Origin of the sequence: Phaeobacter sp. B1627 (genome assembly GCF_006265095.1) — a bacterium.
GTDB lineage: Bacteria > Pseudomonadota > Alphaproteobacteria > Rhodobacterales > Rhodobacteraceae > Epibacterium.
Window position 1 is genome coordinate 214,297 of sequence record NZ_VCNK01000004.1, and the last position, 24,539, is coordinate 238,835.

The 24,539-nt window shown below is 63.1% G+C and carries 25 protein-coding genes; 18 read left to right on the forward strand and 7 right to left on the reverse strand.

Annotated features, from left to right (window positions below; translation table 11 throughout):
• The first annotated feature begins 117 nt into the window (after positions 1–117).
• From FGE21_RS03285 to FGE21_RS03325, 9 genes are all read left to right on the forward strand, one after another.
• Positions 118–1,047 (forward strand): ABC transporter ATP-binding protein, encoded by a 930-nt coding sequence (locus FGE21_RS03285; protein ID WP_139661614.1) that lies wholly within the window; start codon positions 118–120, stop codon positions 1,045–1,047.
• Positions 1,044–1,805 (forward strand): ABC transporter permease, encoded by a 762-nt coding sequence (locus tag FGE21_RS03290; protein WP_139661615.1) that lies wholly within the window; start codon positions 1,044–1,046, stop codon positions 1,803–1,805. The genes FGE21_RS03285 and FGE21_RS03290 overlap by 4 nt, the downstream gene beginning before the upstream one ends.
• A gap of 401 nt (positions 1,806–2,206) precedes the next feature.
• Positions 2,207–3,004 carry a S49 family peptidase gene (locus tag FGE21_RS03295; protein ID WP_139661617.1) on the forward strand — a complete coding sequence of 266 codons (798 nt, stop codon included), beginning with the start codon at positions 2,207–2,209 and terminating at the stop codon, positions 3,002–3,004.
• A gap of 171 nt (positions 3,005–3,175) precedes the next feature.
• Complete coding sequence (locus FGE21_RS03300) at positions 3,176–4,120, forward strand: calcium/sodium antiporter (RefSeq protein WP_139661619.1); 945 nt, start codon at positions 3,176–3,178, stop codon at positions 4,118–4,120.
• 39 nt (positions 4,121–4,159) lie between these two features.
• Positions 4,160–4,936 (forward strand): SDR family oxidoreductase, encoded by a 777-nt coding sequence (locus FGE21_RS03305; protein WP_139661620.1) that lies wholly within the window; start codon positions 4,160–4,162, stop codon positions 4,934–4,936.
• A 333-nt stretch (positions 4,937–5,269) separates the two neighbouring features.
• Complete coding sequence (gene uvrC, locus FGE21_RS03310; RefSeq protein WP_255731326.1) at positions 5,270–7,159, forward strand: excinuclease ABC subunit UvrC; 1,890 nt, start codon at positions 5,270–5,272, stop codon at positions 7,157–7,159.
• A 300-nt stretch (positions 7,160–7,459) separates the two neighbouring features.
• On the forward strand, positions 7,460–8,131 hold the full coding sequence (pgsA, locus tag FGE21_RS03315; RefSeq protein ID WP_139661624.1) for a CDP-diacylglycerol--glycerol-3-phosphate 3-phosphatidyltransferase: 672 nt from the start codon (positions 7,460–7,462) through the stop codon (positions 8,129–8,131).
• A complete protein-coding gene (gene moaD / locus FGE21_RS03320; RefSeq protein WP_139661625.1) occupies positions 8,131–8,376 on the forward strand; it encodes a molybdopterin converting factor subunit 1 in 246 nt (81 codons plus the stop codon). The genes pgsA and moaD overlap by 1 nt, the downstream gene beginning before the upstream one ends.
• A 3-nt stretch (positions 8,377–8,379) precedes the next feature.
• The gene (locus tag FGE21_RS03325; RefSeq protein ID WP_139661627.1) at positions 8,380–8,826 is read left to right on the forward strand and encodes a molybdenum cofactor biosynthesis protein MoaE; all 447 of its coding nucleotides are present in this window, start codon (positions 8,380–8,382) and stop codon (positions 8,824–8,826) included.
• Between the two features lie 417 nt (positions 8,827–9,243).
• Here FGE21_RS03325 and FGE21_RS03330 read toward each other — a convergent pair whose 3' ends face one another.
• The 3 genes from FGE21_RS03330 to ubiA form a co-directional block, all read right to left on the reverse strand.
• Positions 9,244–9,564: a hypothetical protein gene (locus FGE21_RS03330; protein ID WP_139661629.1), complete on the reverse strand. Its 321-nt coding sequence runs from the start codon at positions 9,562–9,564 to the stop codon at positions 9,244–9,246.
• Positions 9,564–11,549, reverse strand: coding sequence for an OmpA family protein (locus tag FGE21_RS03335; RefSeq protein ID WP_139661631.1), 1,986 nt, complete (start codon positions 11,547–11,549; stop codon positions 9,564–9,566). Before FGE21_RS03335 ends, FGE21_RS03330 begins: the two co-directional genes overlap by 1 nt.
• Positions 11,550–11,630: 81 nt before the next feature.
• Positions 11,631–12,593, reverse strand: a complete 963-nt coding sequence (ubiA, locus tag FGE21_RS03340) for a 4-hydroxybenzoate octaprenyltransferase (RefSeq protein WP_139661633.1) — start codon at positions 12,591–12,593, stop codon at positions 11,631–11,633.
• Between the two features lie 12 nt (positions 12,594–12,605).
• Here ubiA and FGE21_RS03345 point away from each other — a divergent pair, with 12 nt between their 5' ends.
• From FGE21_RS03345 to FGE21_RS03360, 4 genes are all read left to right on the forward strand, one after another.
• Positions 12,606–13,337, forward strand: a complete 732-nt coding sequence (locus FGE21_RS03345) for a 16S rRNA (uracil(1498)-N(3))-methyltransferase (RefSeq protein ID WP_139661635.1) — start codon at positions 12,606–12,608, stop codon at positions 13,335–13,337.
• Positions 13,334–14,215, forward strand: a complete 882-nt coding sequence (locus FGE21_RS03350; protein WP_139661637.1) for a GNAT family N-acetyltransferase — start codon at positions 13,334–13,336, stop codon at positions 14,213–14,215. The genes FGE21_RS03345 and FGE21_RS03350 overlap by 4 nt, the downstream gene beginning before the upstream one ends.
• Complete coding sequence (locus tag FGE21_RS03355) at positions 14,212–14,739, forward strand: hypothetical protein (protein ID WP_139661638.1); 528 nt, start codon at positions 14,212–14,214, stop codon at positions 14,737–14,739. The genes FGE21_RS03350 and FGE21_RS03355 overlap by 4 nt, the downstream gene beginning before the upstream one ends.
• A gap of 133 nt (positions 14,740–14,872) precedes the next feature.
• On the forward strand, positions 14,873–16,243 hold the full coding sequence (locus FGE21_RS03360; RefSeq protein WP_139661640.1) for a glutamate--cysteine ligase: 1,371 nt from the start codon (positions 14,873–14,875) through the stop codon (positions 16,241–16,243).
• 363 nt (positions 16,244–16,606) lie between these two features.
• Here FGE21_RS03360 and plsY read toward each other — a convergent pair whose 3' ends face one another.
• The 4 genes from plsY to FGE21_RS03380 form a co-directional block, all read right to left on the reverse strand.
• A complete protein-coding gene (plsY, locus tag FGE21_RS03365) occupies positions 16,607–17,215 on the reverse strand; it encodes a glycerol-3-phosphate 1-O-acyltransferase PlsY (protein ID WP_370285405.1) in 609 nt (202 codons plus the stop codon).
• Positions 17,215–18,552, reverse strand: a complete 1,338-nt coding sequence (gene pyrC, locus FGE21_RS03370) for a dihydroorotase (RefSeq protein WP_139662061.1) — start codon at positions 18,550–18,552, stop codon at positions 17,215–17,217. Before pyrC ends, plsY begins: the two co-directional genes overlap by 1 nt.
• Positions 18,553–18,682: 130 nt before the next feature.
• The gene (locus tag FGE21_RS03375) at positions 18,683–19,216 is read right to left on the reverse strand and encodes a hypothetical protein (RefSeq protein ID WP_139661642.1); all 534 of its coding nucleotides are present in this window, start codon (positions 19,214–19,216) and stop codon (positions 18,683–18,685) included.
• A gap of 3 nt (positions 19,217–19,219) precedes the next feature.
• Positions 19,220–20,176: an aspartate carbamoyltransferase catalytic subunit gene (locus FGE21_RS03380; protein ID WP_139661643.1), complete on the reverse strand. Its 957-nt coding sequence runs from the start codon at positions 20,174–20,176 to the stop codon at positions 19,220–19,222.
• A gap of 176 nt (positions 20,177–20,352) precedes the next feature.
• Here FGE21_RS03380 and FGE21_RS03385 point away from each other — a divergent pair, with 176 nt between their 5' ends.
• The 5 genes from FGE21_RS03385 (at position 20,353) to FGE21_RS03405 (ending at position 24,449) form a co-directional block, all read left to right on the forward strand.
• Positions 20,353–21,135, forward strand: coding sequence for a uracil-DNA glycosylase family protein (locus tag FGE21_RS03385; RefSeq protein WP_139661645.1), 783 nt, complete (start codon positions 20,353–20,355; stop codon positions 21,133–21,135).
• Positions 21,132–21,731 carry a metallophosphoesterase gene (locus FGE21_RS03390; protein WP_139661647.1) on the forward strand — a complete coding sequence of 200 codons (600 nt, stop codon included), beginning with the start codon at positions 21,132–21,134 and terminating at the stop codon, positions 21,729–21,731. The genes FGE21_RS03385 and FGE21_RS03390 overlap by 4 nt, the downstream gene beginning before the upstream one ends.
• Positions 21,728–22,351: a LysE family translocator gene (locus tag FGE21_RS03395; protein WP_139661648.1), complete on the forward strand. Its 624-nt coding sequence runs from the start codon at positions 21,728–21,730 to the stop codon at positions 22,349–22,351. Before FGE21_RS03390 ends, FGE21_RS03395 begins: the two co-directional genes overlap by 4 nt.
• Before the next feature lie 6 nt (positions 22,352–22,357).
• Positions 22,358–22,900: a molybdenum cofactor biosynthesis protein B gene (moaB, locus tag FGE21_RS03400; protein ID WP_139661650.1), complete on the forward strand. Its 543-nt coding sequence runs from the start codon at positions 22,358–22,360 to the stop codon at positions 22,898–22,900.
• Between the two features lie 82 nt (positions 22,901–22,982).
• The gene (locus tag FGE21_RS03405) at positions 22,983–24,449 is read left to right on the forward strand and encodes an efflux RND transporter periplasmic adaptor subunit (protein ID WP_139661652.1); all 1,467 of its coding nucleotides are present in this window, start codon (positions 22,983–22,985) and stop codon (positions 24,447–24,449) included.
• Positions 24,450–24,539: the final 90 nt, after the last annotated feature.

The following is a 24,539-nucleotide window of genomic DNA, read 5'->3' on the forward strand; positions in this document are numbered from 1 at the left end:
GCCGGTGCACAGGCGCTTGCGCGGCCACGCGGGGTAGCCGATCCGTCACGAGAGCGTTACTTCTATTGCCGCCGTGGGCCATCCGGTTCACCTGCAACGACAAGAACCGGAGGCCTCATGAGCACCATTCTGTCCATCTCTGATTTACGAAAATCCTATGCCGACGGGTTCGAAGCGCTGAAAGGCGTGTCCCTTGACATTGCAGAGGGTGAAATCCTGGCGCTGCTTGGCCCCAATGGCGCGGGCAAGACAACGTTGATCTCGACCGTCTGCGGGATCACCACTGCGACCTCCGGCTCTGTGACCGTGGGGGGGCATTGCATCAAGACCGACTTTCGCGCGGCGCGTTCGATGATTGGTCTGGTGCCGCAGGAAATCAACCTCGAGCCGTTTGAAACCGTGTTGAATACGGTGCGTTTTTCGCGCGGGCTGTTCGGCAAGCCGAGGAATGACGCCTTGCTGGAAGATATCCTGAAAAAACTCTCGCTTTGGGACAAGCGGGACAATCAGATCAAGGAGTTGTCCGGCGGTATGAAGCGCCGGGTGCTGATTGCCAAGGCGCTGAGCCACGAGCCTCGCGTTCTGTTTCTGGACGAGCCGAGCGCCGGCGTCGATGTGGAGCTGCGCAAGGATATGTGGGAGGTGGTCCGGGAGCTCCGCGAAAGCGGGGTCACCATCATTCTCACCACGCATTACATCGAGGAGGCCGAAGCGATGGCGGACCGGGTCGGTGTAATCGCGCGGGGTGAAATCCTGCTGGTTGAGGAAAAGTCCGACCTGATGGCCCGGATGGGCAAGAAGGAGCTTGAGGTGTTGCTGACCGAACCGGTCACAGCCGTGCCCGATGCCCTGAAGATGCACGATCTGCGTCTGGGTGAGGGGGGGCGGTCGCTGATCTATACCTATGACGTCAAGGCGGAGCGGACCGGGATCACCACGCTTTTGAACGACGTCGCGGCGGCGGGGCTGGTGCTGGCGGATGTGGTCACGCGGCAATCGAGCCTTGAGGACATATTTGTGGATCTAGTATCAGGAGAAGCCGCATGAACTGGATCGCAGTCGCGTCGATATATCGTTTTGAAATGGCTCGGTTTTTCCGCACCCTGGCGCAGAGCTTCATTTCGCCGGTCTTGTCGACCTCGCTTTATTTCGTGGTCTTCGGTGCAGCTATCGGCAGCCGGATCGACCAGGTCGAAGGGGTGTCTTACGGGGCCTTTATCGTGCCGGGCCTGATCATGCTGAGCGTCATCACGCAAGGGATCTCCAACGCGTCTTTCGGGATCTATTTCCCGAAATTCATCGGCACGATGTATGAATTGCTGTCGGCGCCGGTGAACTTTCTCGAGATCGTGCTGGGCTATGTGGGGGCGGCGGCCACCAAAGCGATGTTCATCGGTGTGGTTATTCTGGTCACGGCGCATCTGTTTGTCGATCTGACCATCCAGCACCCGTTGGCCATGGTTCTGTTTCTGGTTCTGACCTGCGTCAGTTTCTCGCTTCTGGGCTTTATCATCGGGATCTGGGCGAAGAATTTCGAACAATTGCAGCTGGTGCCGCTGTTGATCGTGACGCCGCTGATTTTTCTGGGCGGATCGTTCTATTCGATCTCGATGCTGCCGCCTGTCTGGCAGACGATCACCCTGTTCAACCCGGTTGTCTATCTGATCTCGGGGTTCCGGTGGTCCTTCTTTGGGACGGCCGACGTTCCGGTGGGGCTCAGCCTTCTGGCGATTGCGTTCTTTACCAGCCTGTGTCTGGCGGCGATCGGTTGGATCTTCCGGACAGGGTGGCGGTTGCGGGCCTGAATGGGGAAGGGGGGGGGGCGCTCCCGCCCGTTCCGTCACAGGCCGAGCCTGAGACTGCCCGGTTGGGCCAGGCGCCGCGCCCCTGAGGGGGCGCGGCGCGGTTGCGTCCGGTCGCCACTGAGGCGGCCACCAATCGAACCTGGGTTTGATATCGCCGCCTTCGCCTGCAGCAGGCGGTGTGCCTGCCGGTGTTGTGGCCTGTGTTGTGGCCAGTGTTGAGGCCAGCATGGAAAACGGTGTTCAGGATGTGTGAATGTAACGCGCATGGCGCCGCGCTCGCCCCCTCCGGAGGATTGGATACGTTGCATTTTTACCCGTGACACGCGGCGAAACGTAACCACAGGAGAATTCCTCCGGACCTGCACCTTGTTTCCGGCAGAGCGGCATTCTACATCGGCGCAATGAGTGTTCGCATCCCCTTTTTGAAACGGCCACCCACTGTGGCGGTTGTGCGTCTGTTCGGTGCCATCGGCATGTCCGGACGAGGCAGCCTGAATGACGCCGCTTTGGCCCCGGTGCTGGAACGTGCCTTCAAGAAGGGCAAGCCCGCAGCCGTGGCGCTGGAAATCAACTCTCCCGGGGGCAGCCCGGTGCAAAGCGCGCTGATCGGCGCGCGGATCCGGCGGCTATCGGAAGAAAACAACGTCCCCGTCATCGCATTCGTCGAGGATGTTGCAGCCTCTGGCGGGTATTGGCTGGCGGCCGCTGCGGATGAAATATTTGCGGATGCCAGCTCTGTTGTGGGCTCGATCGGGGTGATCTCTGCCGGGTTCGGGGCGCATGTCTTCCTCGCCCGTCAGGGCCTGGAGCGGCGTGTGCATACGGCGGGTCAGAGCAAGAGCATGCTCGATCCCTTCCGGCCTGAAAATGAAGAGGATGTCGCCCGGCTCAAGGTGCTGCTGAACGATATCCACGCCAATTTCATCGACCATGTTACCGATCGCCGCGGCAGCAAGCTCTCGGATGAGGACGGGTTGTTCACGGGCGAAGTCTGGCTGGCCCGGCGCGCCGAGGCGCTGGGGTTGATCGATGGTATCGGCCATCTGAAGCCGGTGCTGACGGACCGCTACGGCAAGAAGATGCGCCTGCGCCGCTATGGTCTCAAGAAGCCGTTTCTCAGCCGCTTTGGCCTCTCCGTGGCCGAGGACGCTCTGGCGGCCGTCGAGGAACGTGCGCATTTCGCGCGTTTTGGCCTTTGACGTGATCTTGAAAATTGTCTCCCTGTTCCTGCTGGCCATGGCTGTCCTGGCCATGGTCGGTCGCCTGCGGTTCCCGGGCCAAAAGAAACTGAAATCGGCCCGCTGCCCGTCCTGCAATCGGTTCAGGATCGGCAAGGGACCCTGTGCCTGTGGACGAGGAGGTCCCAAGACATGATGCCATGGCTCTTTTCGGCCCTTGGTTTGGTGATCCTGCTGCTCGCGGGCGATGCGTTGGTGCGTGGCGCGGTGAACCTGTCTTTGCGGATCGGCATTCCGGCCCTGATTGTCAGCCTGACCATCGTCGCCTTCGGGACCTCGGCGCCGGAGTTGCTGATTGCCATACAGGCGGTGATGGAAAACGCTGACGGCATTGCGATGGGCAATGTGGTCGGGTCGAATACCGCCAATATTCTGCTGGTTCTGGGTATTCCGGCCATTCTGCGCACGCTGCACACCAGTGAATGCGACACCCGCAAGAACTACCTCTTCATGATCGGGGCCACGGTTCTGTTCATCGCGCTGGCAGCGTTCGGGACCTTCACCTGGATCTCCGGTCTGATCCTGCTGCTGGCGCTTGCGGCTGTGCTGATGACCGCCTTTCGAGAGGCCCGGGCCCACCGGGCTGCGGGTGAAGAGGCGGAGCTGGAAGAGATCGACGAAGCCGATCCCGACATGCCGTTCTGGCGGATCGGCATCTATCTGGTGCTGGGTCTGGTGGGGCTGCCGCTGGGGGCGGAATTGCTGGTGGAGAACGCGACCATCATCGCGCGGCTCTATGGGCTGAGCGAAACGGTGATCGGCCTGACGCTTGTGGCCATCGGCACGTCGCTGCCGGAACTCTCGACCACGCTGATGGCGGCGATGCGTCGGCAGGCCGATGTGGCGCTGGGCAATGTCATCGGATCGAACATGTTCAACCTGCTGGCAATTATCGGTCTGACCACCTTTATCGGGCCGATTTCCGTCGATCCGGAGTTCCTGCGCTTTGATTTGTGGGTGATGCTGGGCGCGTCGCTTCTGATTATCCCGTTTGTGTTTTTGCGCCAGGACATCAATCGGATCTGGGGCGTGATCCTGACCCTACTTTATGTGGTCTATGTGGGGATGCTGCTCTAGGTTTTTGTGACACAGGCATAGAAACGCAGGAGACAAGATATGCGGGCATTGGTGACCGGGGCCGGGAAACGTCTTGGGCGTGCGATGGCGGTGGCGCTGGCCGAAGACGGCTATGATGTTGCGATCCACTATGCGAGCTCTGATCTGGACGCGGCAGAGACCGCCCGCGCGGTCGAGGCGCAGGGGCGGCGCGCGGTGCTGGTGCAGGCGGATCTGCTCGACGACCGCCAATCCGAGGGGCTGTTGCCGCTTGCCGCCGAACGGCTGGGCGGGAAGGTCACCTGTCTGGTGAACAATGCCTCCATTTTTGAGCCGGACGATCTGGAAACGGCGACCCGCGACAGTTGGGACCGGCACATGCAGAGCAATCTGCGGGCGCCTTTCCTGTTGCTGCAGGCGCTGGCTGCGCAGGATCTGCCTGAGTTGCGCTCTGCCGCGGGAGAGCCGCTGGCGGCGGCGGTGGCGATCAATATGATCGATCAGCGCGTGCGCAAACTGACGCCCCAGTTCATGAGCTACACTCTGGCGAAATCCGCGCTTTGGACGCTGACGCAGACGGCGGCCCAGAGCCTGGCGCCGAGGATCCGGGTCAATGCCATCGGGCCAGGGCCGACCCTGCAGGGGCCACGCCAGTCGGCAGAAGACTTCGCAGCCCAACGCGACGCCACGATTTTGCGACGTGGCGCCGATCTGTCTGATATCGCCGCAGCCCTGCGCTATCTGGTCAGCGCCCCGGCGGTCACCGGTCAGTTGCTTTGCGTTGACGGGGGCCAGCATCTGGCGTGGCAGACCCCGGATACCGAAGGATCGGAATAGAGACGGAATATCGGAATCCCGCTGGCGTCAAAGGGCAATTTCTGACGTGACGCTGCGACTTATGCACCCGTCACGATTCGTTTACTTTAACGTCACAAAAACATCAATAGTTTCAAGCATTTGAGATTTTGCTGGAAAATAACAAATTAAATCAGCGCCTTGGTGCGTTGCCTAAATATTAATCATTTCAGCGAAGCCTCCAAATCTAAAGGGAAAAACGTCGAAAGCCCAAAGTTATCAGCCGGCTTATCCACAGGAATGGTGGATGTATCACAGCTTGAAATCTCCTGCCGAAGATTGCAGCGGGGGCCGCAGAATCATATGTCAGTGTCTATGATCAATCCCAGCTCAGAATCGCCCGACAGTGGCTCCTCTGCGGCGCCGCCCCCAACGGGATACGGCGTCATTCAGGACTATCTGAAAACGCTTGAGACCTCGCCCGGGGTCTATCGGATGCTGGATTGTGAAAGCCGTGTGCTCTACGTGGGCAAGGCGCGAAATCTGCGGGCGCGGGTGTCGAACTACGCGCGCCCCGGTCACAGCCCCCGGATCGAGAAGATGATCTCGCAGACGGCGTCGATGATGTTCCTGACCACGCGCACCGAGACCGAGGCGCTGCTGCTGGAGCAAAATCTGATCAAGCAGCTGAAGCCCAAGTACAATGTGCTGCTGCGCGATGACAAAAGCTTTCCCAATATTCTGGTCGGCAAAAGCCACGCGTTTCCGCAGATCAAGAAACACCGTGGCGCGCGCAAGGAGAAGGGCAGCTATTTTGGTCCCTTTGCCAGTGCAGGCGCGGTGAACCGGACGCTCAACCAGCTGCAAAAGGCGTTCTTGCTGCGCAACTGCTCCGACTCGATGTTTGAGACCCGGACACGTCCTTGCCTGCAGTATCAGATCAAGCGCTGTTCCGGCCCCTGCGTCGGTCTGATTTCGCGCGAGGGATATGCCGAAAGCGTGCATGATGCCGAGCGGTTCCTGTCCGGACGCTCCACCAAGATCCAGGAGGAGCTGGGCGCGCAGATGATGGCGGCCTCCGAAGCGATGGAGTTTGAACGCGCTGCTGCGCTGCGCGACCGGATCAAGGCATTGACGCAGGTGCAGTCGGCGCAGGGGATCAACCCGCGCGGCGTCGCCGAGGCGGACGTGATCGGCTTGCATATGGACAGCGGTCAGGCTTGTGTGCAGGTGTTCTTCATCCGCGCCAATCAGAACTGGGGCAATCAGGATTTCTACCCGCGTGTCTCCGAGGACATGTCGGCGGCCGAGGTCATGGAGGCCTTTATCGGCCAGTTCTACGACAACAAGGATGTGCCGCGTCAGTTGATCCTGTCGGATGATATCGACAATTCGGATCTGATGGCGGAGGCGCTGAGCGACAAGGCAAACCGCAAGGTGGAGCTGCTGGTGCCGCAGCGGGGCGAGAAGGCAGAGCTGGTGGCCTCGGCGGTGCGCAACGCCCGCGAAAGTCTCGCCCGGAAGATGGCAGAGAGCGCCACCCAGGCGAAATTGCTGCGTGGACTGGCGGATGCCTTTGGTCTTGAGGGGCCGCCGGGGCGGATCGAAGTCTATGACAACTCGCATATTCAGGGCACCAATGCGGTCGGCGCGATGATCGTCGCGGGACCGGAGGGGTTCATGAAGAACGCCTATCGCAAGTTCAATATCAAGGGCGAGGATCTGGTGCCCGGTGACGATTTCGGCATGATGAAAGAGGTGCTCAATCGTCGCTTTTCGCGCCTGCTGAAGGAGGATCCGGATCGGGACAAGGGGATGTGGCCGGACTTGCTGCTGATTGACGGAGGGGCGGGTCAGGTTTCGGCGGTGGCCGAAATCATGCAGGAGCACGGTGTTCAGGACGTCCCCATGGTCGGGGTCGCCAAAGGGGTGGACCGTGACCACGGCAAGGAGGAATTCTATCGACCCGGAGAGTCGGCCTTTGCCCTGCAGCGCAATGATCCGGTGCTGTATTTCATCCAACGGATGCGGGACGAGGCGCACCGGTTTGCCATTGGCACGCATCGCGCCAAACGGGCGAAGTCCATGGCCGCCAATCCGCTCGACGATATTGCGGGCGTGGGTGCGACCCGCAAGAAGGCGCTGCTGACCCATTTCGGCAGTGCCAAGGCGGTGAGCCGTGCGAACCTGTCTGATCTCACCGCGGTGGAGGGCATCTCGGACGCGTTGGCCGAAACCATCTACAACTATTTCCAGGAGCGCTGAGGGCAGGGTGAGGCCAGAGTGAGGCCAGAGAGAGGGCTGCGTGAGGCCAGAGTGGGGGCTGCGTGTTTGGGTCTGTGAAAGACTTGGCTTGAATTCCTGGGCCTGAATTTCCGGGCCTGAAATTATCCCGCCTGAAAATATCCTGCCTGAACATCTCTGGCCTGAAGGCACCTGGCCTGCCCCTCCTGAAACGGGCGGCTCGGCGGAGAACCACACAAAACCGGGGCCGGGCTGCAGGGGCGGATATATTTCGTCACGGGGCCGCTTCCCACTCCTGACAGGGGCGGATAAGGTGCGGCCATGATCTGGAATTTACCCAATATCCTCACCTTGCTGAGGTTGCTCGCCGCGCCCGCACTTGCGGTCATGTTTCTCTTTTTCTCTCGCCCCTATGCGGATTGGTTTGCGCTTGTGCTCTTTGTCGGGGCGGCGCTGACTGATTGGGTTGATGGTTATCTGGCGCGCAGCTGGAAACAGGAAACCAAGATCGGCGCAATGCTCGACCCGATCGCGGACAAGGCGATGGTGGTGATCGCCCTGATGATCCTTGTGGGGTATGCGACCTCCCATTGGACCGCCTGGCTGGTGCTGCCTGCGACGGTGATCTTGTTTCGGGAGGTTTTCGTCTCGGGACTGCGCGAATTCCTGGGGGATACGGCCGGCACGCTGAAAGTGACGAAATTGGCGAAATGGAAGACCACGGCCCAGATGATTGCGATCGCGACCCTGTTTTCGCAGGGTATCTTTGAACACCATCTCGGTATGGGGGGCTTTGGCATGGATCGCGACATGGTGCAGGATGTACTTTCCGGTGCGGTTGCGGACACCCAGGGCCTGCGGTTTTACTTCGAAGGTATGGTCTGGTCCGGGCGTATCGGGTTGTGGTTGCTGTGGATTGCGGCGGCGCTGACATTGATTACCGGCGTTGACTATATCAAAAAGGCCATGCCCTATCTGAAGGAGACCCGCTGATGGATGTGCTGTATTTCGCCTGGGTGCGCGAACGCATTGGTCTGCCGAAAGAGCGGGTCGAGACCACTGCGGTCACAGTGGCTGAGTTGATCGAAGAGCTGATGGCGCGCGATGAACGCTATGCTGCGGCCTTTGGCGACCTGTCGGCCCTGCGGGTGGCGCTGGATCAGGAGCTTGCGGAGTTTGACGCGCCGCTGTCGGGCGTGCGCGAGGTGGCCTTTTTCCCGCCGATGACCGGAGGCTGAGCGATGCGTGTGAGGGTGCAGCAGGCGCCGTTTGATTTCGGCGAAGAAGCGAACGGGTTTGCCCGGGACGCCGGGGCGGCGGGGGCGGTCGTGACCTTCACCGGTGTGGTGCGGGAGGCGGATGCCGGTGCGATGACGGTGATGGAGATCGAGCATTATCCGGGGATGACCGAAAAGGCGTTGCAGAAGATCGCTACCGAGGCGGTTGCGCGCTGGGAGCTGACGGATGCGCTGGTGATCCACAGATACGGACGATTGCAGCCTGGCGATCAGATCATGATGGTGGCCACGGCGGCGCAGCATCGCGTGGCGGCTTTTGAGGCGGCAGAGTACCTGATGGACTACCTGAAATCCCGCGCACCGTTCTGGAAGAAGGAGATCCTTGCGGATGGCGCAGCTGATTGGGTTGCGGCAAAAGAGGCCGATGAGGATGCGTTGACGCGCTGGTAACGCCCGCTTGTCCCACGTTCCTTGGCCTGTCATCCGAAAGCCTGCGTCCGCTGTGGCAAGGATCTGACGCTGCAAGGGGCCCGTCTATTGGTGCAGGGCTTCTCTGGTGGCCGGGGGGGCTCCCGCCCGTCATCGGCGCCTCGCGGCGCGTCTTCCCATTGGGCCGGGCGCCGTGCCTGTCGGCACGGCGAGGGTGGCCTGCCCGGGCGGCGCGACCATCCTGGACCGGAGCCTCGCTCATATGACTGTTTCACATCAGATGGATCAAAAGATCAGAGGCGCGATCAGGAGAAATCAAACCGGGGCGATCAGTCAGTGTCCAGGGCGATCAGACTGGGGCGATCTGGGGCGATCATACCGGGGCGAAGGGGGGCGAAGGCGGCGGCATGATCCGGCGCGCCATCCCCTGACGGTCCCTCAACCGGCGCCGTGTAGCTGCGAGCGGAGTTCCTCGGCCTCCTGACGCGCCTCACGCAAGCCGTCCATGGCAGCGCGCAGCTCGGCTTCGGTCTGGCTGAGCTGATTGGTCAGCTCTGCTTCGCGCTGTTGCAGATAGGTGATCGCCTGATCCCGGGTTTCTTCTGCCTCATGCAGTTCCTGGCTCATGCGGTCCAGATCAGCCACGTCGCTTTGGCGCACGCGGGTGAAGCGGTGCACCAGCCAATTCGCAAACCATCCCATCGCAAATGCCGCAAACAGGATGATGGCTGTGGTGAGGATGAACTCTGTTCTGCTCATTATCCGTCGGTCTCCTCGGGGGGCTCTGGGGTGGTGGCATCGTCGGTGGTCTGAGGCGTGTCGCCCCCGGTGTCGCCCCCGGTATCGGTGGTCTCTGTATCGGTGGTCTCTGTGGTCTCGGCTTGCGGGGCGCTGTCAGCGCCGGCCTCGTCCTGTGGACCCTCGTCCGCAGGCGCGTCGGCCTCAATGAGACGGAATTCGATGCGGCGGTTGGCCTCGCGGCCCTCTTCGGTGTCATTGCTGGCGATGGGGGTGACTTCGCCATAGCCCTTGGCAACGAAGCTCCCGGTCAGAAGTCGGCGCGCCCTGAGCGCGTTCAGCACGGATTGGGCCCTGGCCTGACTGAGGTTGAGGTTCATCTCTTCCCGTCCCTGACTGTCGGTGTGCCCCTGGATTTCGAGGGGGATTTCGCCACATTGATCAAGCAGCCTGGCAATTTTGTCGATCACCCGCGCGCTGTCGGCAGCCACGGTCGCAGAGCCGGGTTCAAAGGCGATCTTCTCGGCACGCTGAATGGCGGCCAGCTCCGCCTCGCAAAGCGCCGGTGCCATCAGCTGGTCCTCAGGTTCCGGGGGGGCCTCATAGGTGAGGTCCAATTCGTAGTCCTCGGCCTCGCCCAGTTTGTCCGAGAGCATCCGGGCCACTTCGGCGCTGGCGTTTTCCACGTGGCTCATACCGCGCACGCTCACCAGATCAGGGGTGACGGTCACCGCGCCGCGCTCCAGCTGGGCCAGCGCATCCAGCGCGGCGAGCACCCGGATCGGCCAGACGCCGGGCAGATCCGGTACGTTGCGGGTGGCCACATAGACCGCATCGGAGCCAAACCGGGCCCGGGCGTAGCTGTCGACGGTGCGACGCTGGGCATCGTCGCTCAGCCGGCCCCGCAGTTGCACCTGTCCCTCGGGGCTGAGGGTGGCGGAAAATTCAGGGGCGCTGTCGCTGGCCTGTGTTTCGGGCTCGGGGAGCACCGCATGCAGGACGAAGACCTGCGGCAGGGCGTTTTCCAGCTCGCCGACGATTCGGTCGAACACCGGACTGGCGGTCCCCTCGGCGGCGACCAGCGTCACATCGCCGTTGGAATAGGTGATCGAACCCGCCCCCAGTTCCGTCAATGCCGCCAGACCGACCTCGACCGCGCGCGACCAATTGGCGGATGGCACGCCCAGGCCGATGGTGCATTCGCTTTCAGAACGCAGGGCAGCCAGCCGCGCGGCCGTCAGGATGCGGGTGCGGCTCTCGTCGCTCTCGGCCGAGCAGGCATCGAAATGGCCGCCCTCTTCATCCAGGACATAGCGCAGCGTGAAGGGCGAGATCACCGGCCGTGGTGCGGCGATATCGAGCGTCACATGAACCGAAGGCGGGGCCATGCGGGTCAGGTCGTTTTCGAGTTTTTCCTTGGCCTCGGCACTGTCGGAAATCGCGGTGATGCTGACGGCGCCCGCTTCTACTGAAATCTTGGTACGCGGCAGCAGGGCCAGCGCCTTGAGCGCATAGGCCATGGCATCGGTCCAGCCACGGGGCAGCGGGTAGTCGGCTGTTTCGATAAAGTCGGTGACCTGCGGGTTGCGTTTTATCTCGCTCAGCCTGCGCATCAATGCCGCGTGGTTGCTTGCGGTCGGAATGAGGCCAATGATCGAAATCCCGGCATCGTTGCGCAGAATCTCTGTCGAAAAACGCGGCGGCGCGATGCCTTCTGACGGGCTGATTTCCATCTGATCGATGATCCGCGACGCATCCACCACCGCGCCGATACGGGAAATCGCGGCAAAGCGTCTGGCCTCGTCCGGGGCCTCGCCCGAGAGTTCGACCCGCAGGCCGTCTGCCACCACTTCGGCCCAGGTGAACCCGGCGCTGTCCAGCGTCCGCCGCACGACGATCTCGGTGTTGTCTTCCAGGGCCGTCGCTGCAAACCCCGCCACCACCAGACTGAGACCTGCCGCTGCGGCAAAGGTCAGGGGGGGGATCATAAGCGAGGAAAGACGCATGTGGCAGTAAGTTCCGGCAGTTCGATTGGCCTCTGTCTTACAAGGGCAGGGGCGATGGATCAATCACGTCGGGCTGCGCGATCATGCAAACAGGGCCAGCACAAGGAAAATGAGCGGAATCAAGCCGGTGTCTCGATTGAGATGAAACAGCGCCAGCAGCCGTTCGCTGTTGTTGGGGTCAAAGGAGCGCAGCTGCCAGGTCATATGCCACCCCATCGCCCAGGGCGCGACCAGCGACAAGGCCAGCGCCAGGACCGAGCCTGCGGGCTGCACCGCGAGGATGATGGCCAGCGCCATCAGGCTGACGGTGGCCACGATGAACCGCCGCAGCCAGACCGGCGAGCGGTCCCCGAACAGGCGCGCGGTGGATTTCACTCCGATCAGAGCGTCATCTTCGGCGTCCTGATGGGCATAGATGGTGTCATAAAACAGCGTCCACGCCATGCCGGCGCTGTAGAGCGCCACCGCAGGCCAGTCCAGACGCCCGCTGTGCGCAACCCAGGCCAGCATCGCGCCCCAGTTGAAGGCCAGCCCGAGGAACACCTGCGGCCACCAGGTGAACCGCTTGGCAAAGGGATAGATTGCGACCGGAAACAGCGATAGGATGCCCATCGCAATCGCGGCCTGATTGAAGGTCAGCAAGATCCCGAAGGCCAGCAGTGCCTGCAGCCCCATCCATAGGGCAGCACCCCGCACCGTTGCCTGGCCGGAGGGGATCGGGCGCGAGCGGGTACGCTCGACGCTGCCATCGATGTGGCGATCGGTGATGTCGTTCCAGGTACAGCCCGCCCCCCGCATCAGCCAGGCTCCGAGGGCGCAGCCTGTGAAGATCCACAGATCGCCCCAGCGCGGGCTCTGGTCGGCCAGCATTGCCAGCGCCAGTCCCCACCAGCACGGCAGCAGCAAGAGCCAGGTGCCGATCGGGCGGTCCGCCCGGCTCAGACGCATGTAGGGGCGCAGGGCCTCGGGCGCATGGGTGTCCACCCAATTGCCTTTCACAGCATCTGCGACACGTCCGTCTGGTGTTGGCGACTGGCCTTGCATATGTAGGACCCCATGAGTGCTAAAGTCAGACTGTATGTAGATCACCCCTTGGGGGCAGGGCAATCGGTTCCTCTGGACCGGGATCAGGCGCATTACCTGTTCGGGGTGATGCGGCTTGGGCCCGGTGCCCGCGTGGCCCTGTTCAACGGGCGCGACGGGGAATGGCAGGCGGAAGTGGCCGAAGCCGGCAAGCGTGGCGGGGTCCTCGCCTGTGTTGCGCAGTCCAAGCCGCTGCAGCTGCCGCCGGATCTGTGGCTGATCTTTGCGCCGATCAAGAAAGCACGCACCGATTTCATCGTCGAAAAGGCGGCCGAAATGGGCGCGGCGCGCATTGTGCCGGTGGTGACAGAGTTCACCAATTCAGAGCGGATCCGTCAGGACCGGTTGCAGGCCCATGCCGTCGAGGCGGCGGAGCAATGCGGCGGCACCTTTGTGCCGGAGGTGGCGGAGCTGCAGAAACTTTCGGCGCTGCTGGATCATTGGCCACTGTCGCGCCAGTTGATGTTCTGCGACGAGGCGGAGGTGGGGCAGCGTCTGTTTCTGGATGAGGTCCGGGCCGAGCCACCGGCCCCCTGGGCGATCTTGATCGGGCCGGAAGGTGGGTTTTCGGAGGGCGAACGCAAACGGCTGCAGGGGATGGAGCAGTCGCATGTGGTCAGCCTCGGCCCGCGTATCCTGCGCGCCGATACCGCAGCGGTTGCCGCGATGACCCTGTGGCAGCAAAGGCTGGGAGACTGGCGATGAGGTGGCGCCCTGCGCAGAGGTCTGACCTCGGCTGGGTCGAAGCCCTGCTGTTTCAGAATGTGCAGGCTTCCATGTTCCTGATCGGAAACCTGCGCGAGCACGGGCTTGGCCCACAGCGGCGCGAGGCTCATCCGCATGCGCTGACGCTTTGGGTGCGGCCGGATCGGGACGGGGTGTTCGGGATCACAACTGCGGGCACCGTTTTGATGATGGCACCGGATGCGGAGGCCGCTGACTGGCGGGGGGCGGGGCAGTTGGTCGCCGGACGCGCGATCTCTGCGGTATTGGGGGATGCGCCGCAGGTGCGCAGCTTTCTCGCCGTCAACGACTTGCAGTCGCATCCCTGCCAGCTCGACAGCGATGATCCGGGGTTTTTGCTGGATCTGACAGAGCTGCGGGTTGAAAGGCGCGCGGATGAGGAGATCATCCCGCTGGGGGAGGCTCCGCGCGCCGTGATGGAGGCCTGGCGCACTGCCTATGAGATCGAGGCGGTTTGCGCCGGTGCGGAAGCGGCAGCCGTGAAAGCACGGGCGGATATTGCCGAGTGCGTCGCAAAGGACAGCCATCGCGTGTTGCTGCACCGGGGGGAGCCCGTGGCGATGACCGGTTTCAATCAGAGCCTGCCGGAAGCGGTTCAGGTCGGCGGTGTCTATACGCCTCCTGCCCTGCGCGGGCGTGGCTACGCGCGCCGCGTCGTCGGTCGGCATTTGGACGAAGCGCGCGCGCGCGGCGCCTCGCGGGCGGTGCTCTTTGCGGCGAGCGAAGCGGCGGCCAGAGCCTATCGGGCGGTGGGGTTTCAGCCGGCGGGGACCTATGCTCTGGTGCTGTTTTCCCGGCCTGCGCAAACGCGCGCAACCTTTGTGGAGGGATGCACATGAGTTTTATCAGACCCGAAGCCAGTGCCGCACTCTGGCGCTGGCGGGAAGTGCTGGCGGCGCTGGTGCTGTTTGCCTTCGGGCTGCGCTGGGCGCTGACATCTGTGGGGATCATGCAAATGACCGGCTGGGCCTGCATTGCGCTGGCGGTGGTGGTGGCGGTTGTCGGCGGCCAGCGGATGCGGTTTCGGCCCGGGTCCGGGGGACCTGGTATGGTGCAGGTCACCGAAGGGCAGATCAGCTATTTCGGACCGCTGACGGGGGGCGCAGTGGCCCGGTCAGAGATCGAGACCCTGCGCCTGGACCATACCGCACGCCCCTCGCATTGGGTGCTGGAACAGCCCGGCCAGCCGCCCCTGGCTATCCCGGTCACCGCCACCGGCGCCGAGGCATTGTTTGATGTGTTCGCGAGCCTGCCGGGACTGAAGACGGAACGCATGCTGAGTGAACTGCATCACAAAGGTCCGCATCAGGTCGTGATATGGCAGCGCTCACCGGATGCGCACACAGCCCATTGGCTGCATTGACAAGACCAGCGTTTGGTCGCACCAGTTGACACTTGGCCCCCGGGCCTCAGACGCTGCACTCAGACGCAGAAACACGACACAGAAATATGCCACGCCTGCCCTGGGCAGCGCGATCTTTGAAGGGGGCCTATCCATGTCCATTCCTCAGTCCGGCGGCGGACCGATCGAAAGCCATGCCCAATTGGCAGAGTATATGGAATCGGGTTGCAAGCCGCGCGACGACTGGCGCATCGGCACGGAGCACGAGAAATTCGGCTATTGCAAGGACACCTTGAAACCGTTGCCCTATGAGGGCAAGCGATCCATCCTTGCGGTGCTGGAGGGGCTGCGCGACCGACATGGCTGGGCGCCGGTGAGCGAAGGCGGCAAGCTGATCGGTCTGACCAAGGGGATGGCGAATGTCAGCCTCGAGCCGGGGGGCGCTCTGGAGTTGTCCGGGGCACCGCTGGAGACCATCCACGAGACCTGCGATGAGGTGAATATCCACCTGCGCGAAGTGAAGGATATCGCCGACGAGATTGGCGTCGGGTTTATCGGCCTCGGGGCGGCCCCTATCTGGCAGCATGAGGAAATGCCGCTGATGCCGAAGGGTCGCTATACCCTGATGAACGATTATATGGACAAGGTCGGCACCACCGGTCGCTGGATGATGCGGCGCACCTGTACGGTGCAGGTGAACCTCGATTTCGCCTCTGAGGCTGACATGGTTCAGAAGCTGCGCGTGGCTCTGGCGCTGCAGCCGGTGGCGACCGCCCTGTTCGCCAATTCGCCCTTCTTTGAGGGCAAGCCCAACGGCCATAAATCCTGGCGCAGCTATATCTGGCGGCATATGGATGCGGCCCGGACGGGGATGCTGCCGTTTGTGTTTGAGGAGGGCATGGGGTTTGAAAGATATGCCGATTATGCGCTCGATGTGCCGATGTATTTCGTCTATCGCGACGGCAAATACATCAACGCACTCGGCCAGTCGTTCCGGGATTTTCTGAAGGGCGAATTGCCTGCGTTGCCGGGCGAAACACCGACCTTGTCGGATTGGGCAGACCACCTGACGACGGCCTTTCCCGAGGCCCGGATCAAGAAATACATGGAAATGCGCGGCGCCGACGGGGGGCCTTGGCGGCGCCTGTGTGCCCTGCCTGCGTTCTGGGTCGGGCTGATGTATGATCAATCGGCGCTGGACGCGGCGTGGGATCTGGTCAAACACTGGGATGCGGAGACCCGCGAAGGGTTGCGGGTCGCGGCTTCGGTTTCGGGATTGCAGGCAGAGTTCGGTGGCGTGAAGATGCATGATCTTGCGCGCGAGGTTCTGGCGCTGGCTGACGCGGGGCTGCAGGCGCGTGCACGCGAGGGCGCGGGGGGATTGATCCCGAATGAGACCCATTTCCTCAACGCATTGAAGGAGAGCGTCGACAGCGGCAAAGTTCCGGCGGACGAATTGCTGGAGCGCTTTGAGGGCGATTGGAACGGCGATCTGACCCGGATATATGCCGATTACAGCTACTGACCGGATCACTGCCGGAATAGGAAAGAGGGGGCGCCGCTGAGACGTCCCTTTTTCTTGCTGCCCTCACGCTGGCGGCGCGCGCGGAGGTTGGGGCATTTGGCAGGTCTGCGGGACCGGTACAGGCCTCCGGGCTGGCCTCGCATAGATCCGTGTTCTCTTTACTTGCGAACCAATAGGTCGCCTCAACATGGGCCGGAGCCAGCTTGTAGGTGCCTTTTCGTCGCCTTGCCTGCATGGAAATAGGCGATAGGGTCGGATCTCTGCAGACCGACCTGACGGCATGCTGATGAACAACGCGGGAGCACATCGTGTGTGACCCCGCTGGTGAGGGCGGGGGCGGTCGCAGGCTGACTTTGCGGATGTTTACGTCTGGCCGATTTTGGGTTCAGTCCCGGCGCGCAGGCGGGCGATGTTGTCCTTGTGACGCCACAGGATGGCGGCGGCCAGGACACATGTCAGCAAGGTGCCAGGGGCGTATCCGAGGGCGAAGCTCCAGAGCGGGGCGGTGACTGCGGCGGTCAGTGCGCCCATCGACGAAATCCGGCTGAGGCTCGCCGCAAACAGCCAGGTCAGACAGCAGGCAATTCCTACAGGCCAGGCGAGCGCCAGCATCAAGCCGAGGAATGTGGCCACTCCCTTGCCTCCCTTGAAACCCAGCCAAACGGGGTAGCAGTGGCCGGTGAAGGCCAGAAGCCCCGCCAGTTGCGCCGCGTCTTCGCCGGCCAGAGCACGCGCCAGCAGCACCGCCGCCGCGCCCTTGCCGCCATCCAGCAGAAGCGTCGTTGCCGCGGCGGCCTTGCTTCCGGTGCGCAGCACGTTGGTGGTTCCGATATTGCCCGACCCTATGTCGCGCAGGTTCCCAAGGCCAAAGATCCGGGTAACCAACAGGCCGAAGGGAACCGAACCACAGAGGTAGCCGATCGCGCCCCAGAGCATCAGAACAGGCAGTGTCGTTTCGAGCGTTGGCAGCATCAGGCGTCCCTCCGATAGACGGTCTGTCCCGCCACATAGGTTGCCAGCACCCGTCCTTGCATGCGCTGGGTGTCAAATGGCGTATTCTTCGATTTTGACTGCAGCTGAAACCGGTCCATGACGACCGGCACATCCGGGTCGAACAGGACCAGGTCCGCGGGCGCACCCACCGCGAGTCGGCCCGAAGCCAAACCCAGCCGTCTTGCCGGATTGAGCGCCATCGCCCGGAACAGGGTCGGCAGATCCAAGAGCCCCGCGTGATACAGGCGCATCGCTGCGGGCAGGAGCGTCTCCAGCGCGACCGCACCGGCGGCGGCTTCCTCAAAGGGAAGGCGCTTGCTCTCTTCGTCCTGCGGCGTGTGCATGGAGGAGATCACGTCAATCAGCCCGACCCGCACCGCCTCGATCACGGCCAGCCGATCATCTTCGGAGCGCAGCGGCGGTTTGACCTTGAAGAAGGTGCGGTAGTCGGCCACGTCCAGCTCGTTCAGGGTCAGGTGGTGGATCGAAGTCCCGGCGGTGATGTCCAACCCGTTGTTCTTGGCGCGCTCCAGCGCAGGCAGGGCGCGTGCCGTGGTGATCTGGTCGGCATGATAGCGGGCGCCGGTCATTTCCAGCAGAGCGATATCCCGGTCCAGCCCCATACGTTCGGCCATCGGGGAGACAGCGGGCAGCCCGCGCAGTGCGGCGAATTTTCCCGAGGTCGCGGCCGCGCCGCCGGACAGAATGGGTTCCTGCGGATGGGCCATGACCAGGGCGCCGCAGCTTCGGGCGTAGGTCAGAGCGCGAGAGAAGACCTTGGTGTCGCGGATCACATGGTCGCAATCGGTAAAGGCAACCGCGCCCGCGTCCATCAGAAACCCGATTTCGGTCATCTCGCGCCCTTCGCGGGCCTTGGTCAGGGCGGCCATGGGAAGCACGTTGACCGGGGCGTCGGCCTGCGCGCGGCGGGTGACGAATTCCAGCGTTTCCGGGCTGTCGATGGTTGGCGTTGTATCGGGGCGGGTCACGATGGTGGTGACCCCGCCTGCGGCCGCCGCGAGGCCTGCGGATTTGTAGCTTTCCTTGTGCCGTTCACCCGGTTCACAGACCTTCACGCCGATGTCCACAATGCCGGGGGCCAGACATTTCCCCGCGCAGTCGATCATCTCCACGTCGGACGGCGACAGCGCATGTGCGCGCAGCAGGGCGTCGTGGCTACCCCCAGACTCAGGGCCAACATCAGGGCCAACCTCAGAGCGAGCAAGAATCCTGCCGTCCCGGATCAGCAGTGACCCGATCTCATCCGTGCCCGCTTCCGGATCGATCAGCCGGGCATTGTGGAACAGTATCGTGATCGGAGGCATCATCGCGGCAGGTCCTTCGGGCGTGTCGGTCGGCTGGCGGTTCGGTCAGCGGTGCGGGCGGCGGTTCGGGCAGCCGTGCGGGCATCAGGGTGGGCTGCAGGTCGGGAGGAGAGGCGGCTGCTCATGTGGCCAACACCCAGATCAGCAGCAGGATCAGCGCCATCACCACCGCAAACAGAGTGGCTCCGATGGTGCGTGCGCGGCTTCGCGCGACACGTGGAGCGGTGCGTAGTCGCGGTTGCGCGGCGTCGCTTTTGATCTGGCCCTGGGACTGCCAGTCGGTTCCAGCCTCGCCCAGGCGCGCCGCCAGCACCACGCCGTCGGCCGGGGTCAACCGCGTGAGGGCACCGTCAAAGGCGCGGGCCCGCAGCACCAGGACATAGCCGGTCAACCCATCCAGTTTCAGCCCGTGTCTGGACAGATCCGCCTCGCTGACGCCGAGCCCGTCGCGCAGGTAGCCCAGGAGACCAAGCCCATCCAGATCTTCGACCGGAAAGATCTCCACCTGGGCACGATCGAGAGTTGCGATGCCCAGGACCTGCGCCAGTGCCGCGTCCTCATCGCGCAGGAAGGCAGCCTGTTCGGGCGGCATGTCGAGGTCAAAGACCAATACCTGATCGCGGGCGCCTTTGGGGATTTCGATGATGTCGCTCATGTCTCAGGCGCCTCCGGTCCGGGCTGTGCGCAGATTTCGCGCCAACAGATCCATGGCGGCCATCCGCACGGCGACGCCCATTTCCACCTGCTCCTGAATGACCGAGCGTTTGATATCGTCAGCGATCGTACCGTCGATTTCGACGCCCCGGTTCATGGGGCCCGGGTGCATCACGATGGCATCCGGTTTCGCCAGAGCCAGTTTCTCGGCATCGAGCCCGTAGCGATAGAAATACTCGCGTTCCGAAGGGATGAAGCCACCGTCCATCCGTTCCTTTTGCAGGCGCAGCATCATGACCACGTCGACCCCCTTCAGGCCTTCGCGCATGTCGTCATAGATTTCTGCACCAAATTCGGAAAACTGCTGCGGCACCAGCGTCGGGGGGCCGATCAGCCGAATGCGATTTTCCATCTTGCCCAGCAGAATCAGGTTCGACCGCGCCACGCGGGAATGAGCGATATCGCCGCAAATCGCGATGTTCAGACGATGCAGCCGCCCCTTTGTGCGTCGGATCGTCAGGGCGTCCAGCAGCGCCTGTGTCGGATGTTCGTGTCGCCCGTCGCCTGCATTCAGGACGGCGCAGTTGACTTTCTGGGCCAGCAGATCGACAGCGCCCGAATGCGGATGGCGCACCACCAGAAGGTCCGGGTGCATGGCATTGAGGGTCATGGCGGTGTCGATCAGGGTTTCGCCCTTTTTGATCGAGGAGGCCTGCATCGCCATGTTCATGACATCGGCGCCGAGACGCTTGCCTGCGAGTTCGAAACTCGCCTGCGTGCGGGTGGAATTCTCAAAGAACATATTGATCTGCGTCAGCCCGGCCAGAGCATCGGAGTGTTTCTTCGTCTGCCGGTTCAAAACCACATAGTCGTCGGCCAGATCCAGTATGGCGGTGATTTCATGCGGACGGAGCGGTTCGATCCCAAGGAGGTGGGGGTGGTCGAATGAGGGGGGCTGCATGGGCGACTCCGCGCTGTTTGCGCCCTTATAAGAGGGCCGGGCCGATGGGGCAAGCGATGGGGGCCGAGCCCGGCAGACGGCGTCTTTCCGGTCGGTCGGGGATTTAGGTATTTATAAAAAGGTGAAAACCTCATGGGGCGTTTTCCTTTGCGCGGCCGGGGTCTACTGTGCGTTTCATGGAATCGGAACTCGACTATTGGAGCGCGAAGGCGCTTTTGGAATGGCAGGTGGAGCTTGGCGCGACCGAGGCGATGCTTGATGCGCCTTTGGACCGCTATGGGCTGGCGGAGCAAAAGCCCAAGGCCGCGCGTGGGGCCGAGGCCGTGCCGGTGCCGCCCAAGCCGCAAAAGGTCGATCCGGTTGCGGTGGCTCAGGGGCTTGCGAGGGCGGCACCGACCCTGCCGGCGCTGCGGGCCGCGATGGAAGGGTTTGAGCATTGCGATCTCAAGCACGGGGCGCGCAACCTGGTATTTTCTGATGGTCAGGCCGGGGCCCGGGTGATGATCATCGGTGAGGCGCCGGGACGGGAAGAGGATTTGCAGGGCAAGCCGTTTGTTGGCGCCGCCGGGCAGTTGCTGGACAAGATGCTGGCTGCGATCGACCTCAGTCGTGAGAAAAACGTCTATATTACCAATGTTTTGCCCTGGCGGCCGCCGCAAAATCGCGATCCGCTGCCTGCGGAGATCGCCATGTTGCTGCCCTTTCTTGAGCGGCATGTGGCGCTGGCGCAACCGGATGTGCTTGTGCTGATGGGCAATATTGCCTGTCAGGCGGTTCTGGGGAAACGGGGGATCACTCGTTTGCGCGGCACCTGGGGGCAGGCCTGGGACAAGCCTGCCTTGCCGATGTTTCATCCCGCCTATCTGTTGCGGCAGGCGGCCGCGAAACGGCAGGCCTGGGCGGATCTTTTGGAACTGAAGGCGCGGCTGGGCGCATTGAACCCGGGAGCTTCGGCATGAAGGTCATGGCATTTTCCGACCTGCATCTGAGCGAGGAGCGGGCGGCAGAGCTGGTCGCGGCCAGCGCGGATGCGGATCTGGTCATCGGGGCCGGAGATTTCTGCAACATGCGGCAGGGACTGGCCCGGGCGATGGAGATGCTGGCAGGGATTGCCGCGCCCGTCGTGATGGTTCCCGGCAATGCCGAAAGCGCTGAAGAGCTGCGGGGCAGTGCCGCGCCCTCGACCATCGTTCTGCACGGGGCCGGGGCAGAGATCGGGGGGCTGCGGCTCTTTGGGCTTGGTGGGGGTATTCCTGAAACACCGTTCGGGGATTGGTCGTTTGACCTGTCGGAACGGGAGGCGGCGCGACTGTTGTCCGCGGCCCGGGATGTCGACATCCTGATCACACACTCGCCGCCAGAGGGGGCGGGTGACACGACCTCGGCGGGGGTGTCGATCGGGTCGCAGAGCATCCGCGCGGCGGTGGAACGGCTGCAGCCTCGGTTGGTGGTCTTTGGGCACGTGCATGATTGCTGGGGATATCGCGGACAGATCGGGGCGAGCGCCTGCGCCAATCTCGGTCCGACGCCCAATTGGTTCGAGGTCAGCCGATGATTGCCATTTCAACACTTGCGGCCTTTGTGCCGGCGGCGCTGGCGCTCAATATTACGCCTGGAGCAGATATGATGTTCTGTATCGGTCAGGGGCTGCGGTCCGGTCCCCGCTCGGCCATCGCGGCCAGTCTCGGGGTGGCCCTCGGGGGCATGGTGCATGTCGTCCTGGCCGGGGTGGGCGTGGCTGCGGTGATCGCCACGCAACCGGGCTTGTTTGATGTGATCCGCTGGCTGGGCGTGGCCTATTTGCTGTATCTCGCCTGGGGCGCGATCATGAGACCGGGCAGCGTCGAGGCACCGGGGCAGGTGGTGCCTGCGTCCCGTGCGTTTCGGGCCGGCATGATGGTCAACCTGACCAATCCGAAGGTGATCCTGTTCGTGCTGGCCTTCGTGCCGCAGTTCGTGCGGCCCGAGGCCGGTGCGGTGCTGGGGCAATTCATGATTTTCGGCGCGATCATCGGGCTGGGCGGGGTGTTGGTGAACGGCGGCGTCGGGCTCTTTGCCGGGCGGGCGCGGGATCTCTTTGCAGGATCGGGCCGTGCCAGCCGTTGGATGAGCCGTATCACGGGCGGTATTTTTGCGGGTCTTGCGTTGCGACTTGCCGTCATGGAAAGGGGCTGAGCCCAGATGTCACGTATCGATGACACCCGAGAGTTCGTTGCGGTCCGGATCGCGGTCTTGACCGTCTCCGACAGCCGGGGCCTGGAGGACGACCGCTCTGGCCAGGTGCTGGTGGACCGTTTGACCGCGGCCGGGCACCAGCTGGCGGATCGCAGGATCCTGCCCGATGAACGTGCGGAGATTGCGGATCAACTGCGGCGCTGGATTGCTGATCCACAGGTGGATGTGGTGCTTTCGACCGGGGGGACCGGTCTGACGGGGCGTGATGTGACCGTGGAGGCACACCGGGATGTGTACGAGAAGGAGATAGATGCCTTCGGGACCGTCTTCACTATGGTCTCGATGCAGAAGATCGGCACCTCTGCGATGCAATCCAGGGCCACAGGTGGCGTGGCGGGGGGCACCTATTTGTTCGCGCTGCCCGGCAGTCCGGGCGCCTGCAGGGATGCCTGGGATGAAATCCTGGTCAATCAGCTCGATTTCCGGCACCGCCCCTGCAATTTCGTCGAAATAATGCCCAGACTTGACGAACATTTGCGACGGAAGTGATCTGTTGCTGCGTATAAGCTCGTAACAGGTGAAACTCGGACGATGATCGCGTGGCCTCCGGGTCTGCAAAAAAGGGATGAAGATGCGTTTTCTGCGACATAGCGTTATCGGGCTGTTCCTGCTCGCCGTGACCGCGGCCCTGGCCCTTTATGCGGTGCAAATGATCGCGGCCGCCATTCAGCAAAGCCTCGACCATGAGCGCCGTGCTCCTCCGGCGCGAGAGCGGGTTTTCGCGGTCAATGTGGTGACGGCCAGTTTCGGGCCTGAGCAGCCCGAGCTGATGGGCTTCGGTCGGGTCGAGAGCCGGCGCACGCTGGAATTGCGTGCCGCGGTCTCCGGTCGGGTGGTGAAACTGGCGGATGGATTTCAGGACGGCGGCGCGGTCGAAGCCGGTGACGTTCTGGTGGAAATCGACAAGGCGGACGCCCGCGCCACGGTGCAACGGGCCGAGGCCGACATGATGGACGCCCGCGCCGAGAGCCGCGATGCGGCACGGGCGCTGGACCTTGCACGCGACGAGCTGATCACCGCGCAGTCCCAGGCGACCCTGCAGGAGCGCGCCTACCAGCGTCAGGTGGATCTGAAGACCCGGGGCGTCGGCACCGAGGCGCTTGTTGAAGCGGCAGAGCTGACCGCGACACAGGCGCGCCAGTCGGTGCTCACACATCGGCAGTCCGTCAGCCAGGCCGAAGCGCGGGTGGACCAGGCCAGCACCCTGGTGGAACGCGCGCGCATCGCGCTGGAGGAGGCGCAGCGGGATCTGGAGGACACCACCATCACCGCGCCCTTTACCGGCACGTTGCAATCGGTGGCTCTGGCAGAGGGGCGTCTGGTCGCAAACAATGAAATCCTTGCGCAACTTGTGGATCCGGACCAGCTGGAGGTCGCCTTTCGCGTCTCCACAACGCAATATGCGCGGCTGCTCGACGCGGGTGGCCATCTGATCCGGGCGGATGTCACTGTGACTCTGGATGCGGCCGGTGCGGGCATTCATGCACCCGGCACGCTGGTGCGCGCCAGCGGCGCGGTGGGGGACGGGCAGTCCGGGCGGCTGATTTATGCCCGGATGAACCGCTCGGCCGGGTTCAAGCCCGGCGATTTCGTCACCGTGACCGTGCGCGAGCCGGAGATCCCGGATCTGGCGCGGCTGCCGTCATCGGCGATGGATTCGCGACAGACCCTCTTGGTTCTGGGCGAGGGCGACCGGCTGCGGGAACTGCCGGTGGAATTGGTGCGGCGCCAGGGAGACGATATTCTTGTGCGCGGAGAGGGTCTTGCCGGACAGCAAGTGGTGGTTGGCCGGACGCCGCTCCTTGGTGAGGGCATCAAGGTGCGGCCTTTGGCTCTGGGGGGCGATACGACCTCCTCCAAGGCGGCAGAACCGGATCTGATCGAATTGACGGACGAGCGTCGCGCGCGGCTGGTGGCTTTTGTTGAGGACAACGGCCGTATGCCGAGCGAGGTCAAGACGCGGGTTTTGGGCCAGCTGACCCAGGCGCGGGTGCCTGTGGCGCTGGTCAACCGGATTGAAAAGAACATGGGCGGCTGAGGCGCACTGCGGCTCGGCCATTTTTCCTTCCCTGCCGCACGGATGCGGCACCGGCGCGCAAGCGTTCCGGCTGAAGCCAACAGGTGAAAT